The following is a 17,333-nucleotide window of genomic DNA, read 5'->3' on the forward strand; positions in this document are numbered from 1 at the left end:
CTTCTCTGCGTGAACTGTCGATGGGGAGAGGTCCCCATTGCGGTAATCACATCTGACAGGCAAACTAGGAGATGCCCAGGGCATCGAGCGTGCCCGTCGGTAACGAAGAATGCGGATTGTGAACCATTATGGCCTTGGGGAACGTAGCTAAACGACTGAAAAGTAAGTCTCGATACATCGCAGCGGGCTCGCTCGCTGTTGTAGGTGCTCTAGTGGTGGCCGGTGCGGTGATTTACCCCGGCTTCACCACGGCCGACGTCAATCTCAACGACGGTAGCGTCTGGGTGACCAATAAAGGTAAGAACCTGGTGGGCCATCTTAACTACCAGTCACAGATATTGGACGGTGGATTCACTGCCACCACGAGTGGCTTCGACGTTCTGCAGCAGGCCAGCAATGTGTTCATGGATAACGACGCCGGTTCTAGCCTTTCGACGGTTAACGTGCCGGAGATGGCGTTACAGCCGGAGGCAAAGCTCGGCGGCGGCAAGCAGACCTCCCTCGGTTCCTCGGTGCTGGCTCTGGTCGATAGCGGCAAACATTCGGTCTGGCTGGCCACCGCCACCACGGCCGGTTCCTTCGATGACAAATCGACGAAACCAACCTTAGAAAACCAGCAGAACCCAGCCGTGGTGGTGGGCCTGGACGATGCCGTTTACGCCGTCGATGGCAAGAGCGGCACCCTAACCACGATGACCGTGGACGATAGCGGGCAGGTCAAGGAGCAAAAAAGCAGCAAGATCGATGGCTTGTCAACGGATAGCCCGCTGCAAATCAGCGTAGTCGGCGATCAGCCGGTGGTTTTCGATCCCAGCGGCGGAAAGCTCTATCTGCCGGGCAATAAAACTGTCCAGGTCCCGGACGCGGAAGGCGCCCTGCTGCAACAGCACGGCAGCGCCGCCGATTTTGTCGCAATCGGTACCACCAAAGGCCTTATCCAGCAGCCCTTGAACGGCTCTGCCGCGCAGAATTTCGATCTGAAATCGACCGGAACTCCGGCCGCACCGATTCAGCAGGCCGGTTGCATTCACATGGCTTGGTCGGGATTGAATAAGTACCTGCATTTCTGCGCGGGGAACAATAACAATGCGATCCCGGTGCCCAAAGCCGGGGTGGGCTCGGAACTGGTGTTCCGGCAGAACCGCGATGTGGTGGTGCTGAACGACACCAAGGGCGGCAATGTCTGGCTGGTCAACCAGAATATGGTGCTGGTGGACAATTGGCAGGATCTGGAGACCCAGACCAAAAACAATGCGGATGCCAAAAAGGACTCCGCAGACCCCAGCTTCGTGAATACACTTCCCGACCGGACCAAGCCCAACAGGTCACCGAACGCTAAGGCGGATGAATTCGGAGTCCGGGCCGGGCGCACCACGCTGCTTCCGGTGCTCTATAACGACACCGATCCGGACGGTGACGTGCTCACCGTGCAGCAGCCTTCGAAGCAGCCGAAGATTGGCAATCTGGAAACCGTTTATGGTGGCACCGGTCTGCAAATCACGGTGCCACCGAATGCCTCCAGCAGCCCGGAAACCTTTAGCTACACGGCCGACGACGGCAGAGGTGGAGAAGCTTCCGCCTCGGTCACCGTCAAGGTAGTGCCAGACTCCGAAAACCATCCGCCAGCCCCTAAACGCGCGCTGCCCACCTTGGTGTTGGAACAGGGCCAGTCCTTAAGTCAGAACGTGCTTTCGGATTGGGCCGATCCGGATGGTGACGATGTTTTCCTGGTTTCGGCAAAGTCCGATGATGGTTCCGCAAACGTGAAAACCACCCCCGATGGACAACTCAGCTATGCCGATCTGGGCATCTCAAGTGGCCTCAAGAGCTTAACCATTGTGGTCTCTGATGGCCGCGAAACAGCTCCGCGGCAAATCAAGGTCAGCGTCAAGCCCGCCGGGGGCGCACCGCCGCTGGCCAATGCCGATTTTGCTCGAGCCGTGGTCGGCCAGACCGTGACCGTCGCGCCTTTGAAGAACGACGTCGATCCCTCCGGCGCGGGCCTGCGGCTGGCGCAGGTGGAGCGCAATAACACGGTGAAGATCTCCGATCCTGCCGATGACGGCACCTTCACCTTCGAGAGCAGCAAAACCGGTGCTATTTACCTGACCTATCAGGTCAGCAACGGTCCGCAAAGTGCCACCGGACTGATCAGAGTCGACGTTGAGGCTAAGCAGGAGGACGCACCACCCACTGCGGTGAAGGACCTGGCGATGCTCCCCGCAGGGGGTTCCAGCCTGGTCGACGTGCTGGGCAATGACACCGATCCGAGCGGTGGGGTGCTGGTGGTCAAATCGGTACAGGCTCCGGCAGGCTCACCCATTTCGGCAACCGTGCTGGATCATAATGTGGTCAAACTTACCGATCTGCGCGGGCTCAATGCACCACTGCAACTGAACTACGTGGTGGCCAATGCCGCCGGCTCCAGCACCGGAGTAATCAACGTGATCCCGATTCCGCGCCCGGCCAAGCTCTTGCCGCCGGTGGCTAAGGACGATGACGTGAACGTCCGGGTGGGCGATGTGGTCAATATCAAGGTGTTGGCCAATGACATCGATCCCAATGGGCAGCCGCTCAAATCGCCCCAGATCACTCAGGCCCCAACCGCCGCCCAAGGCAAACTGTTCGTGGACCAGGACCAACTGCGTTTCCTGGCCGGGCCGACTGCAGGAACGGTGCAGGGCATTTACAAGATCACCAATGCCTCCGGACAGAGCGAATCTGCCGTGGTGACCATTCACATTCTTCCCGCCGACCCGGCGAATAACTCCGCGCCTACCCCTAAGCAACTCACCGGACGGGTGATCGCTGGTACCAGTCAGCAGATCCAGGTGCCGTTGGACGGTATCGATCAGGATGGGGATTCCGTCCAACTGGTTGGCATCGACCAGGTGCCGAGCCTGGGTACCGTGGTGGTTGGCAGCAACTACCTGACCTATATTGCGGCCGCGAGTTCCGCGGGTACGGATACCTTCAGCTATCGGGTTCGTGACCGGCTGGGAGCCGAGGCAACCGCAACAGTCAAGGTCGGCGTCGCCCCCGCTGAAGCGGTCAATCACCCGCCGGTAGCCAATGATGATGTGATCTCGATGCGTCCGGGCCGCAATGTGGCCATTGACGCCCTGCTGAACGATTCCGATCCGGACGGCGACGCACTACAGGTCAAGGTCGATGGCTTCAACGGCCCGGCCGAGATGAAACCGCACCTGAGTCAGCAAGGCAGGGTCATTTTGACCTCGCCGAAAGATCCCGGCGTCTACACGATGAACTACACGATCACCGATAAGAAGTCGACGGCGCGAGCCAATATCAAAATGACTGTCACCCCCACCGCGCCCTTGCAAGCGCCGATAGGTCGAGACGATCATGTCACCGAGCAGGATACCCTGGGCAAAACAGCGGTGGACGTACCGGTGCTAAAGAACGATGAGGACCCGGACGGCGTTACCGAAGAGCTCAAGCTCAGCATCGAAGCCGGTCACCCCGAGGCCAGCGTTAACCCGGATGGCACCGTGCGGGTCACGTTGAGTAAAGATCCGCAATTGGTTCCTTACACGCTGACCGATATCGACGGACAGAAGGCCACCGCGATCATCTGGCTCCCTGGCTTGGGAAAGCAGTATCCGGTGCTGTCGAAGAACGACCACCTTCAGGTGATGGCCGGTAAGACCGTCGCCATGAACCTGAATGAGTGGGTCAAGGTGCGTACCGGGCACTCACCCAAGCTGACTCAGGCCGATAAGATATCGCTGATCGGTGGGGACAACAGCAATAAGGATCTGATCGCGAACAACGGAACCGCCATTAACTACCACGCCAATGCTGATTTCTATGGCCTGGGATCGATCACTTTCGAGGTGATGGATGGGGCTAATCCGCAGGATAACGACGTGCTGAAGTCCACCTTGACGGTGATGGTCGATGTGATCCCGGATCCGAATAGGAACCGGCCGCCCTCCTTCACCGGAACTACTCTTGAGGTGGCTAAGGGGAATACTGAGGAACTGGATCTGACCACGCTGGCCACCGATCCGGACCCGGACGACAATGCCAAGCTCAAGTTCAAGATCGAGGGGAACAAACCCAGCGATTTCGATGTGGATCTGAACGGACAGACGCTCAAGGTCGGGGTCAAGGGCGATGTGAAGCCGGGTGCCAATGCCATCCTTCCGCTTACCGTTACCGATGGTAAAAGCGACGAGGTCAAAGCACAGATCAACCTGCTGGCCATCTCCACGGATAAGCCGTTAGCGGTGGCGAATGATGACGTGCTTGAGGCGAACGCTGGGGCAACCAGTACCGTGGATGTGCTGGCCAATGATGTGAATCCGTTCCCGGAGACACCACTTGCGATCACTGACGCCGTGGTTGAGGCCGGCGGAACGAATGTTTCTGTGAAGGTCACTGGATCGCACGGTCGTATTGAGGTCGGCACGAATGAGGACTTCAAGGGCGATGTGGTGGTGCGCTACACGATTGAGGACGCTACCGGGGATTCCGCACGGCGGGTCAATGGTCGGATCCACATCACCGTGAAAGGCAAACCGGATGCGCCGGGGATTCCACGGGTGGTGGAAGCCAAAGACAAGTCGGTGCTGCTGAATTGGTCTCCGGCAGCTGATAATGGCTCGCCGATCACCGGTTACGAGGTGATCGACTCACAAGGCCATACTCATCCTTGCCCGACTAACACTTGTTTGATTACTGGACTGACCAATAATCAGAGTTACACCTTCACGGTCAAGGCGATTAACGCCGTCGGCGAGTCTGGGACTTCCGCCAGTTCGGCCTCGGCAACGCCGGATCGGGCACCGAGCGCTCCGGCAGCGCCCGCTGCAAAGTTCGGCGATAAGGAAATTTCGCTCACTTGGGTGACCCCAACCGGCGATTTCAGCCCGGTGACCAAATTAAATGTGCAGATTTCCCCTGCCCCGGCCGGGCAGAATCCGCAGAAAACCGTTTCCGGCACCAGCTTGGTTTGGCCTGGCTTGAGCAACGGAACAGCCTATACCTTCCGAATCCAGGCCATTAATAAGGCCAAGGAACCCAGCCCGTGGAGCAGCTATTCCGTTAAGCAGGTGCCTGCGGGCGTGCCCCTGACTCCTGCCGCGCCGACCTCGAAGGCGACCAATCAGGTGGGTAGCTCGAATCAGGCTCAGGTGAATTGGACTGCGCCGGATGGCAATGGCGATAACAATATGACCTATACCCTGACGGTTTATCGGGGAACCACGGTGATTCAGACCCTGGCGCCGACGACGGCGACAACGGCGACGGTAACTCTGCCGAACTCACAGGAGGGTTATTACTTCTCGGTCAAGGCCAAGAACAAGGCTGGTACCTCTGCGGCCAGCCCGCGTTCTGCGGCACAGCGCTCGATTAGCAGGCCGGACAGGGTTGCGACTCCGAGTATCGTACCCACCGACACCGCGAATGCTGGTAATAGGATCATCATTAATTTCAAGCCACTGAGCGGGCCAGAATTGCATGGTTCGTATCCCAGCGAGATGACCTACTACGCCAATATCTCTTCGGGCGCCCAACACGTTCAAGTCTCGCCAGGCAGCATGGTGGCAGCACCGAACGGCACACCGACGACGGTTACGATAGTCGCCGAATCCAGAGCCTATGAGGGGGATGGCGACGCCTCCGATCATTCGAATGAGGTTATCCCACACGGCACAGCCAAGGCGGCCACAGTGAGTGGACAGGACGGCAAACAGGGCGACAAAACGGTCACTTTCACCTGGTCTGAGCCGAGTAACGCAGATGTTCAGGTTACCCAAATCAGTATTGATGGGGGTGGCTGGTCTAAGGTGCAAGCTAGCGGAAGCATCTCTGTGGGGGACGGTTTTGACCAGAAACACAACATCAAGGTAAGGAATATCAATTCGAACAAGCCCGGCGATGTAGGCCCTGTGGCCGGTGCGAGTGCAACCACAGGCGCGGATAATCCTCCGCCCCAGGCCAAGGTCGAAGCCTATCCCGACGACACTTGCACGGAGCCCGATGGTCCACACACAACTATTTACAACCCAAGTGGACCCACTTGCGCAGGGAAAGACGGCGGAACTAATCAGAATCCGCCGTTCCCTTGGCTAGATATCAATAAGCCGGTGGTGATCGATCGGTGTGGAAGCCCCTGGGGTACCAGCGGTTGGTACCACATCACCGGTGGCCCCTTTGATAATCGATGGGTTCGTGCGAATACAACCCGAAAGGCGCCAGGCTCCGGCCCGCTACCGTGTTCTTAGGAACTTGAGCCTTGAAAATAGTGAACCGACAAAGAGGACAATAGATGACGATGACCGCGGAGCAGGCCACTTGGTTTGCTGGAACCTTCGAAAAGCTGGTGGCCAATATTGGTCAGGCGGTACTAGGTAAGGCGCATGTGGTGCGGCTGACGCTGACCGCGATGCTCGCCGAGGGCCATGTGCTGTTCGAGGACGCTCCCGGCACCGGAAAGACCATGCTGGCTCGTGCCTTGGCAGCAACCGTGCAGGGCAGTAACTCGCGCATCCAGTTCACCCCGGATCTACTGCCCTCCGATGTCACCGGTGTGACCATCTACGATCAGAAGACGCAGAAGTTTGAGTTCCATAAGGGGCCGATCTTCGCCACCATTGTGCTTGCCGATGAGATTAACCGTGCCTCGCCGAAGACCCAGTCTGCACTATTGGAGGTAATGGAAGAGTCTCGGGTCACCGTGGACGGCGTGACCTATGAAGCGGGCCGTCCCTTTATGGTGCTGGCTACCCAGAACCCGATCGAGCAGGCTGGTACCTACCGGCTGCCGGAAGCGCAGCTGGATCGTTTTCTGATCAAGACCTCCATCGGTTACCCCGATCATGCTTCCACCGTCCAGGTGCTCAGCGGCTCCAGCCAGCGCGACCGTACCTCCACCCTGCAAGCCATTATTACCACCGCAGCCGTGGCCGATATGGCGGATCTGGCAGCCACCACACACGCCGACCCGGCGGTGCTGGAATACATCTCACGGCTCTGCGAAGAAACCCGCAACGCCGCCGAGACCCGGCTGGGCGTCAGCGTCCGTGGTGCTATCGCCATGGTCAGAGCAGCTAAAGTTTGGGCTGCCTCCCAGGGCCGCAATTATGTGCTCCCCGACGATGTTAAGGAACTGGCTCCTGTGGTCTGGACGCACCGCTTGGTGATGGATCCGGAGGCTGAATTCGCCGGGGCAACTCCCGACGTCGTCCTCAAGCGCGTCCTCGCTGAGGTGGCCGCGCCGCAGCAGCGCGCCAGCGCCTAAGCCGCAGCCGAAAATTCCGGGAAGCTCCTCAATGTCGATCAGTTCAATGGCCTCCAACGCCTTGGCCACCCTACGTAAACCGTTCAAGCGGAACAGGGCACGTGGAAGGCTGCACCCCGCCTCCATTTTCTCGGAGGCGGGCAAGCTCGCTGGGGCGTTCTTTGGGCCGATCTGGGCCAAGATCTGGGGCTGGCTCAGCAAGTACTTGGGCCCCGTGTTCGCGCCGATCAGCCCGCTGGGCTGGATGGTTCTCGCCGTGGTGCTGGGACTCTGGATTCTGGGTGGAATCTTCGGCTGGCAGGAGGCTCAGGCGATGGCCCTGCTGGGCAGCCTGTTGCTGATGATTGCCATCGGGTTCATTATCGGGCGCTCTTCTTATGGGATTGACATGGACTTAGCTCGGACCCGAGTTGCGGTAGGGGATCAGGCGGTCGGCAGCATCTCGGTCTCAAATACCTCGACTAGGCCACTACTCCCGGCCAGCCTGGAACTGCCCGTGGGCGGTAACACCGCGGTTTTTCACCTGCCCCGGATGAAACCCCAGGAAGTGCACGAGGACCTCTTCACCATTCCCACTAGTCGGCGCGCCGTGATTGCGGTGGGCCCGGTGCGTTCGGTGCGCGCCGACCCCTTGCGGCTTTTGCGCCGCCAGGTGCTGTGGACCGAGCAAACCGACCTGTACGTGCACCCGCGGACCACGCCGTTGCTTGGCTCGGCTGCCGGCTTCCTCAAGGATCTTGAGGGGCTGCCCACAACCGAACTTTCCAGCGCGGACGTCTCCTTTCACGCGCTACGGGATTACATTCCGGGTGACGACCGGCGACATATCCACTGGAAGACGACGGCGCGCACCGGCAAGCTGATGGTTCGCCAGTTCGAAGAGACCCGGCGGGCTCATATCGCGATAGCACTGAGCATCAACACGAGCGAGTATGAGTCCGAGACGGCATTCGAACTAGCTATTTCCGCGGCGGCATCGATTGGCAGGCAAGCCATTCGGGAGCAGCGTGAGTTGAGCGTGCATGTGCAGCGTGGTCCCTTAAACTGCGCCACCGGCCGCACCCTGATGGACGATATGACTCGAATTGTGGGTGGAGATCGGCTCCCAGCGAGTGTCGATTTAGTTCGGGAGATCTCCGATGCCGTGCCCGGTGCTTCGGTGATGTTCTTCGTGGTGGGTTCGCTGGTCACCCCGGCGCAACTTCGTGCCGCGGCCGCCGCGGTGCCCCTGGGTGTACGTACCTTCGCGATCCGCTGCCTGGAGGAGGCCCCAGCGAGTCGAGCCAATATTGCCGATCTCACCGTGCTGACTCTCGGCGAACTGAGCGATCTTGCCCTGGTGTTGCGAAAGGCGGCGGCATGAGTATCCCGTCCAGTAATGGCCAGCCGGTCAAAAAAGCTAAACAAGTCAAGCAGCTGAAGCCCTCTGCCTTCAGCTCGGGACGGCCACGTTGGCATTACTGGCTCGATGCCGGGGTGCTGTTCGTGCTGCTCGGCATCGCAGTGCTTGGCTTCGCACCGAGTTTTGGCGGTGACCCCGCCTACCTGATCGCAGGGCTCGGCGGAATTGCCGTTGGCCTGCTGATTGCCGCAGCGGGAGCGCACTGGAGACTCGGGCTAGTCCTCATGGTTGCGCTCAGCTTTGTTACTTATATGCTGCTCGGCAGTGCACTGGCTGCACCGCATGAGTCCTTACTCAGCTTCATCCCGACCGGAAGCTCGCTCCGAGGTTTACTGCTTGGCATTGTCTTCTCCTGGAAGCAGTTACTCACCATTGCCGCGCCGGTTGGCGTCTCGGTGGAGGTGCTAGTGGTTCCATATCTCTCGGCACTGTTCACCTCGGTAGTGGCAGGGACCTTGGCCTGGCGACTGCGCCGTCCTTACTGGACTATGCTGCCCGTGCTTGCTCTGTTCATCACCAGTATTGCCTTTGGCACCTCGGAAGCATTTTTCCCGGTAATCCGCGGTGCTTTGCTCGGGATCGGAGGCATTGCCTGGTTGGCTTACCGGAGGGAGCTTGCCCAACGGGAACCGGGTGCGCAGCGTGCCGCCGCCCGTCCGGCGGAGGCTGGCAAACCCTTGGCGGCCACCGCGAACCGGAACCGTCGGCTGGTGGCGGGTGCCGCCGTCGTACTGCTTGCTGGTGGGGTAACCGTTGCCGCGGCTCCGCTGATTTCCCAGGCTGACGACCGTCAGGTGCTCCGGGATGCGGTGATCCCTCCGCTGGACCCACACGATCTACCCTCGCCGCTGACCGACTTCCGCCGCTATATCGACCAGGACAAGGAAAAGGTTCTGTTTTCGGTGACTGGGCTGCCCCAGGACGGACGGGTACGGCTTGCAGCGCTGGATGATTATGACGGCATCGTTTTCAATGTGGATGGACCGAGCTCCGGCTCCTTCGCGCCGATCGGTGACCCTAAAGCCCTGGGTGGTAACGCCGGTGGCGAGGGTACCAGCCAGCTCAGCTTCGAAATCCAGGACTACTCCGGGGTCTACATTCCGGATGCTCGGGTGGCCCGGTCGCTGCAGTACGAACAGGCCGATGGTGCGGAAAGCCCGCTCTATCTGAATACCGAATCGGATACCGCAGTGAAGCTCGACGGCGTCAAGACGGGGGATAAGTACAACGTCTCGGTAGCTTTCCCCAACCGGGTGGACCCGAAGGATTTAGCCAAGGCAAATTTCGGCGGGGTGACCATGCCGAAACTGGAGAACGTCCCGCAACTGATCGGGACCAAGGCCAACGATATTGCCGGGGACAAGGCAACTCCGTTCGCGAAGATCGAGGCGCTGGTCAATTATTTCCGCCAGGCCGGTAAATACAGTACGGGTGCGGGCGGATCTGTACAGAGTCTCTCCGGTCATGGCGCAGCCCGGATCAACAAATTCCTCAGCGGCAAGCAGATCGTCGGCAACGATGAGCAATACGCCGTAGCTACTGCCTTGATGGCCAACTACTTGGGTATCCCAGCGCGGGTGGTGATGGGGTTCTATCCCGATCCGAAGGATGCCGACTACGGTGCCAGCACGGTAGAGATCAAAGGTTCGGATGTGCATGCCTGGGTCGAGGTGAACTTTGACGGGTACGGCTGGGTACCTTTCGACCCCACTCCGGACAAGGACCATGTGCCCAACCCTCCGGATCCACAAAACGCCTCATCGCCCAAGCCGCAGGTATTGCAACCGCCGCCTCCGCCGCAGGAACAGGCCGAACTGCCACCGGACAGCTCTCCGGATGCTTTGGACAATGATAAGAAGAAGCAGGATCCCTGGGCTCTTCTAGGCCAGATCCTATTGATCATCGCCTATGCCCTGATTCCCTTGGTAATCTTGGCTATTCCCTTCGTGCTGATTGCCTTGTTGAAGAGGCGACGGCGGAAGAAGCGGCTCAGCCAAGGCGATCCGGCGCAACGGGTGGGTGGCGGCTGGAATGAGATGCTCTCCTTGGCCACGGACCTAGGTGCGGCCGTCAATCCCAAGCAGACCCGCAGGGAGACAGCTAATACCTTGGTAGAGGCTTTCCCCGGTTCGCAGAGCAGCACGACGGCGCTTGCCCAGCGTGCTGATTCGGTGATCTTTGGTGCCGGGCAGCCGAGCGAGCAGGAAGTGCAAAGCTTCTGGGGCATCGTTGATGACTCATTAAAGGATATGAATCAGTCAGTGGGGCGCTGGCACCGGCTGCGCGCTAAATTCTCGCCCCGCTCGCTGCTGAGCGAAGCAGGCGTTGCGCTTGCTATTCGTTCGAAGTCTTCGACGGGGAAACCCTCGCCCGTAGGCCCTTCGCCGGTAGCGCAGGGCGGCACCAAGAAACCCGAACAACAGCCGGAGGCGGGGGAACCGCCGAGCCAGCAACCGGGGAATTACGCTGAGCCGGACGAACAGACCGTGGCTCGGCCACGCCCAGAGGATCCGGGGACGCAGCGATGAACGCCGCTACATTGACCTGCCGAAATTGTGGCACCAAGCTGGCTGCCGGAGCCTCCTTTTGCACCCTCTGCGGTGCCGCCGTCTACAACCGGGCCGGGCGTACCAGCCAGCAGAGTCCGGCCGAGCCGCTGACGGAAAACGACCAGAAGATCCAGATTCCGGGTATTATCCCGGTGACCCCCTTTAGTAGGGGGCCGGTGATAGCGCCGAAGACGGACGAGCTGGGAGACGAGATGGCGCGGTTGAATCTGGTCGGTGCGGGGGCGGGAAAACGGCTGGGTGCCAAGCTCATCGATATGGTGCTTCCCTCGATACTTTCCGCGGTCGGAGCCATCGTAGGGTTCCTCAACATTGTGGTCACCCGGGTCAACGATCAAGCCGTCAGAGTTGACTCAACTTGGTTGCTGATCTGGTTCGGCGCCGCTTCGCTGCTGAGTCTGGTCTATTGGGTGCTGTTGTGGTTCTGGGAAGCTAAAGCGGGCAAGACCCCGGGGAACCTGCTGCTTGGTCTACGCACCGCGGACATGAAGGGCTTGGCTCCCGGAATGTTGGCGATTTTCGTGCGTAACCTGATCATTACCATCGGTTTCGGAATCGCGCTGGCTGGTGGTGTTCTGGTGATGCTTTCCAGCGCCTGGGATAAGAACGGCAAACGCCAGGGCTGGCAGGACAAAGCCGCGCACACCTTGGTCTTCGATATCAAGGCCGGGCGGGACCCGCTCACCTCGGGTGGTATCGATGGTCCAGCGTCTTTTGCACCGGTAGAGCTTCCTGGCATGATGCCGGTGAACTCGCCGGTGGCTGGCGCTTCGCAAGCCGTTGCGCCGCAGGCTGCTGCGCCGCAGGCTGGGCAGCTCCAGAGTGCTCAGGCCTTTTCGCCTCAAGCCGCACCGCAGCCCGCTGTCCCGCCGGCAGCGCCGCTCGCTCCGCTGGTCATTTCACCGGAGCCCTCCGGTCCGGTCCGGATCGAGTCAGCCCCGGCGCTCGGGAACCCCTTTGCCCCGCCAGCAGTCCAGGCTCCTGCATCGTGGCAAGCCCCGCCCGAACCTCAGGCTCCCGAGGCTTGGCAGCCAATGCCTGGCACTCCGCATCCGGATGAGGAAGCGGGAGAGACTAAGTTCCGGCCACGAGGCGTGACGCCGAGTGTCGCGATGACTTTTGACGACGGAAGAACAGCCATCGTGAGTGGTGCGGCACTGATCGGACGTAATCCCTCTGGATACGATAGTGAGGTGATTGATCAGCTGATCGCGGTTCCTGATGAGAGCCGCTCTATTTCCAAAACCCATTTGCATGTGCAGGCTGCAGCCGAGGGACTGTGGGTGACCGACCGCCAATCGACGAACGGCAGCGCCGTCGTCAGCGCCGAGGGGATGGTTAACCGCCTGACCCCGGGCAATGCCGTGTTGGCTCCGTTTGGCTCCACCATCCGCTTCGGCGACCGCAGCCTGGCCGTGGGCAAGGCATGAGCGAGAACCCGGTTGAACCACTGACCGACGACCTCGATGCCGATACCGTGCAAAGCCCAGATGGCCTAAGCCCAGCACCTGTAGCCGAGACGGCCGAACGGATCAACGCGTATCAGATCACGGTGCACAGCGGATTCCAGACCGATCGCGGACTGCGCCGGGAACTGAATGAGGACTCCTTCCTGGCCATCGATCCTATTTTCGCGGTAGCCGATGGGATGGGTGGTCACGAGGCAGGCGAGGTTGCCTCCAGGGAATGCATTCGAACCCTGAGCGAGTCGCAGGCCTTGGCCTCCGGATCGCGCCGGGCGGCGGCAGCCGATATCCAGACGGCATTGCTGCTGGCAGATGCCAGAATTCGTGAGCTAACCGACGCCCGAGCAGGTACCACTGTCACCGGCGTGGTGCTCGTTGAGGAGGGAGACACCCCATATTGGTTGGTCTTCAACGTCGGCGATTCGCGGACGTACCGACTCAGCAAGGGAAAATTTGAGCAGGTGAGCGTGGACCACTCCGAGGTTCAGGAGATGGTCGATGCTGGCTATATCAGTCGCTCCGAGGCGCTCGTTCATCCGCGACGCCATGTGGTCACCCGTGCGCTAGGTACCGGGGACGATATTGAGGCCGACTACTGGCTGATCCCGGTGGAGGACGGCGACCGTTACCTGATCTGCTCGGATGGGCTCACCGGGGAGCTCTCCGACGATCAGATCTTCCGAACCATCTCCACCCTGGCTCAGCCTCAGGAAGCCGCCGATTCACTGGTCCAAGCCGCGCTGCGCTCGGGAGGACGTGACAATGTCACCGTCATAGTGGTGGATGCCACCGATGTGCTGCAAGAGCGAGAATTGTTGACCACCGCACCGCGACCCGAAGTGGAGGCCGATACCTTGCCGCGCGGATTTCCCGCGGTCCAGGAGCCGATCGACGTGGTTTCCGAAGTCCCCGTTGCCGCTGAGGATGAAGCCCCACCGGAGGTCTTCGAGCCGGAAGCATTCGAAGAGGAAGCCTGGCGAGGCGAAACAATCGCCGCCGAAACATTTGAGCACGAAACCTTTGAGCCAGGACCATTAGACCTAATAAAGGATATTCTGGATGAGTCCGAAGCCGCTGCGGCCGAATCGGACCACGAGGATGGGGGAGAACCGGATGAGAATTAGCTACACCCCTGGCCCCTGGCTGGGTCTGCTGCGATCGGACACCCTGATAGTGCTCGATGAGAGCACCGAGGAAAAAGTCATTACGGAGCTCTGGGATTTCCTGGGTAACGCACCCAAGATTCACGAAGTGCTTAACAAAGTCACTACCGGCTTCGGCACCGAACTAACCGGGATGCCTTCTTTCGGCATTATTACCCTGGGGGAGCGGCCGCTGGCCATCCTGCGCGGCGAGATGAACTTGCTGGCCCGCTCCGGTACCTCAGAATTTGAGGTCTCCGGCCGGGAGGTCACCACTTGGAGCGAGCGGTCGCTTCCGACGGCGGATCAGCTCACCTTGCGACTGGGCGGCGTAGGCGAGAGTCGACCCGAGCTGCCGCTTGCCGAAGGCGTGGTGCGGCTTTCCAGCCTGCTACTGGGCGAACCAGCCAGTGCCGAACCAGCCGGTGCCGAGCAAATTAGCGCCGAGCAGGTTAACGCCGGGCAGATCGAGCCCACGGCCTCTGCGGATACTGCACTGCCGTCAGTGCCCATGACGCCGATTGTCCCCGCGCAGCCAGCTTTTGCTCCCCAACAGCCCGCCGAGCCGGAGCCCGCCGAGCAGGAGTCTGCCGGTCCAGCGGAGACCCCGTTCATCACTCCGGTGCAGGCTCCCGAGCTTTCCCAGGAACAGCCTCCAGCCCAAGTCGATGAGGCTGATTTGAGCAGGACGCTTGCCAGTTCAGACTTCGCAGACCTAGCCGAGCAACCGCTAAGCCAGGCTGCCGAGCAGCCGATTGAACCTGGGCCGTCAACGGCCGGAGCCTTGGCCGAGAGCGAAGAGGCCGATCAGCCGCTTGTCACCGAGGCCCAGGAGAGCACGACGAGCTATGACCACCTTTGGGACCGTACCGTATCGCGTTCGGTTGAAGACGCCGCAATCCGGGCCTCCGAAGAAGCCGAAACCCCTTTGGAACCCGTTGTCGCAGCAGAGCAGGCCGCCCCGGCGGCTGAGGAACTCGCCGCAGAAGCGCCCGAAGTACCAGGAGCGCCCGAAGTAGCCGAGGCACCGCCCGCTTTCGGGCAGCCCGTGCAGCCGCCGTCGACCGCTCCGGCATCCCCTTTTGCGAGTGGGTTGATTGATTCGGTGCCCTGGCAGCACACCGATGCTGACCCCTCCGCGGCCTCCGTTCAAGCCGGAGTCCCACAACCCGCTCCGGCCAATGCGGACCACGATGGACAGACCGTGATGCGCACGGAACTGGATGATCAGCCCGCGCCACAGCAAGCCTTCGCCGAGCCCGCCGTGGGCACGGGTGCCTTAGTGCTGGCCCGGCTATGTGCTAACGGTCATGCCAATCCGCCGACGTATGCGCGTTGCGCCGCCTGTGGTCAGCCGATGAGCGGCGATGCGCTCCAGGTGCGACGCCCGGTGCTCGGTCAGATGCGAATCTCCACGGGCGAAGTGATCGATCTGGATCGTTCCCTCGTGGTGGGTAGACAGCCATCGGTATCCCGGGTGAACGGTGAAGGAATGCCGAAGCTGATCCAGGTGCGCAGCCAGGCCGGCGATATCTCGCGTTCTCATGTCGAGATCCGCCTGGAAGGCTGGGATGTGGTTCTGGTCGATTTGAAGGCGACGAACGGCACCGTCCTGGTGCGTGACGGTCAGCCGCCACGCAGGCTCGGCCAAGGCGAGCAGGCGCTCCTGCTCAACGGCGATATTGCGGAGCTGGGGGAGGATGTGTCTTTGAGGTTTGAGGGCCTGTTGTGAGCGCTAAGCGGCCGCCTGCGCCGCCGCCAGAGATTCCGGGATACAACTATATTTCCTTGCTCGGATCTGGTGGCTTTGCTGACGTTTTCCTCTATGAGCAGGATCGACCGCGGCGTAGGGTCGCCGTCAAAGTCTTGATTTCCGATTTGAAGACCGAAGGTGCCCGTCGCCGCTTCGAATCCGAAGCCAACCTGATGGCTCAGCTCTCCAGCCATCCTTATATCGTTACCATCTACGAGGCAGAGGTCACCGCCGCAGGGCACTCCTATTTGGCCATGGAGTACTGCTCCAGGCCCAGCCTGGACGTACGCTACCGGCGGGCTCGGTTCAGCGTGGACGAGGTGCTTGCCGTCGGAGTCCAGGTTTCCTCCGCAGTAGAGACCGCACATCGAGCCGGGATCGTGCATCGCGACATTAAGCCCGCGAACATCTTGGTCACCGACTACAACCGCCCCGCGCTCACCGATTTCGGTATTTCCGCCACCATGGATTCCTCCGATGAGGACGATGCCGGGATGTCCATTCCCTGGTCGCCGCCGGAGTCCTTTAGCGGTCGCAATGTGGACGGGGTAAAGGTCGATGTCTGGGCGCTTGGTGCCACCCTGTACACGCTTTTGGCGGGCCGCTCACCCTTCGTAATTCCCGGGGCGGACAACTCACAGCGGGAGCTGATCAACCGGATTAGCTCGGCCCCGTTGCCGCGCCTGGGCCGGGCCGATGTGCCGGAGGCGCTCGAACTCGTCTTGGCTACCGCAATGGCGAAGTCTCCGGGCTCGCGCTACGCCTCGGCTCAGGACTTCGCCCGGGCGCTGCAACGCGTGCAAACCGAGCTTGGCTTATCGATGACCCCTTTCGAGGTGCAGGAGGATGTTCACCTCGAGGAGCGCACCCCGGAGGAGGACAATACCGAGGAAACCCGGATCCGCAGCGTGGTTTCGATCGATCCCGATGCCACCACCGGGAAATCCTTCAATGGTCGAACTGGTGCCAGATTTCCGGCGATGGAATGGGGCTCGACGGCCGATCGCGCGGGCACTATTGACCGCAACCCCACCGCAGACAGCATTCCGACGACGGCTCGCGAGGCCCAAACGTCTTTGCCGAGCTTTACCCAGGGACCGAGCATCAGCGCGGTACCGGGGGTCAACGCGGCCCGGGCTCAACAAGGTTTCCTTGCCGCTCCGCCCACTTGGACTCAGAGCCCGGGAGCCGAGCCGGAAGAGGCCTTGGCGCAGACTGTGAACCGGCCGGTGGCGGCACCGCCGGAGACCCCAAGCGAGCCCGAAAAATCCGCGGGTAAGGCCCGGCTGCTCTGGTCGGTGATCGGCGGCGTGGTGATCGTCGCTGCCGTGGTGATCGCGATTGTGATGGTTAATCTCGGTGGTGCACCGCAGGGCAACCCGAAGGCTTCCATCACCGTGAGCCAGACCCCGAGCGGTATTAATTTCGGTAAACAGGTGCCGATGGTGACAAACCTGAAGTCCACTCCGGGCGACGGCGGATCGAATTGGAGCTGGAAAAATCCGGACCCGCAAGACGGTGATAAATATCAATACGCTTCGGTCAGCCAACTCAGCACAGATCCCGATTTCAAAATCATCACTACGCCCGCTGTTTTCGTAGCCGACAACAATCAGGGAAAATCCTGTATTTCGGTGATTCTGATCCGAAAAGATGGCTCCTCATCCGAGGAAGCAAAAAAGTGTTCTCCCTGATTGACTATCGGCTTTTAGAGCCCCGAGAGAAGGCAACCG

The 17,333-nt window shown here is 60.6% G+C and carries 8 protein-coding genes; all 8 read left to right on the plus strand.

Annotated features, from left to right (window positions below):
• The first annotated feature begins 128 nt into the window (after positions 1 to 128).
• The 8 genes from FHU41_RS14120 to FHU41_RS14155 are packed head-to-tail and all read left to right on the plus strand — an operon-like array spanning position 129 to position 17,294.
• Complete coding sequence (locus FHU41_RS14120; protein ID WP_179390241.1) at positions 129 to 6,254, plus strand: Ig-like domain-containing protein; 6,126 nt, start codon at positions 129 to 131, stop codon at positions 6,252 to 6,254.
• A gap of 44 nt (positions 6,255 to 6,298) precedes the next feature.
• Entirely contained in the window at positions 6,299 to 7,270 is a 972-nt protein-coding gene (locus FHU41_RS14125) for an AAA family ATPase (protein ID WP_179390242.1), read from the plus strand.
• A gap of 31 nt (positions 7,271 to 7,301) precedes the next feature.
• Positions 7,302 to 8,633 carry a DUF58 domain-containing protein gene (locus FHU41_RS14130; RefSeq protein WP_179390243.1) on the plus strand — a complete coding sequence of 444 codons (1,332 nt, stop codon included), beginning with the start codon at positions 7,302 to 7,304 and terminating at the stop codon, positions 8,631 to 8,633.
• The gene (locus FHU41_RS14135) at positions 8,630 to 11,200 is read left to right on the plus strand and encodes a transglutaminase TgpA family protein (protein WP_218847232.1); all 2,571 of its coding nucleotides are present in this window, start codon (positions 8,630 to 8,632) and stop codon (positions 11,198 to 11,200) included. The genes FHU41_RS14130 and FHU41_RS14135 overlap by 4 nt, the downstream gene beginning before the upstream one ends.
• The gene (locus FHU41_RS14140; RefSeq protein ID WP_179390244.1) at positions 11,197 to 12,669 is read left to right on the plus strand and encodes an RDD family protein; all 1,473 of its coding nucleotides are present in this window, start codon (positions 11,197 to 11,199) and stop codon (positions 12,667 to 12,669) included. The genes FHU41_RS14135 and FHU41_RS14140 overlap by 4 nt, the downstream gene beginning before the upstream one ends.
• On the plus strand, positions 12,666 to 13,829 hold the full coding sequence (locus tag FHU41_RS14145; protein WP_179390245.1) for a PP2C family protein-serine/threonine phosphatase: 1,164 nt from the start codon (positions 12,666 to 12,668) through the stop codon (positions 13,827 to 13,829). The genes FHU41_RS14140 and FHU41_RS14145 overlap by 4 nt, the downstream gene beginning before the upstream one ends.
• Positions 13,765 to 15,579, plus strand: coding sequence for an FHA domain-containing protein (locus FHU41_RS15445; protein ID WP_179390246.1), 1,815 nt, complete (start codon positions 13,765 to 13,767; stop codon positions 15,577 to 15,579). The genes FHU41_RS14145 and FHU41_RS15445 overlap by 65 nt, the downstream gene beginning before the upstream one ends.
• Entirely contained in the window at positions 15,576 to 17,294 is a 1,719-nt protein-coding gene (locus tag FHU41_RS14155; RefSeq protein ID WP_179390247.1) for a protein kinase domain-containing protein, read from the plus strand. Before FHU41_RS15445 ends, FHU41_RS14155 begins: the two co-directional genes overlap by 4 nt.
• Positions 17,295 to 17,333: the final 39 nt, after the last annotated feature.

It is taken from the genome of Psychromicrobium silvestre (assembly GCF_013408295.1).
GTDB lineage: Bacteria > Actinomycetota > Actinomycetes > Actinomycetales > Micrococcaceae > Renibacterium > Renibacterium silvestre.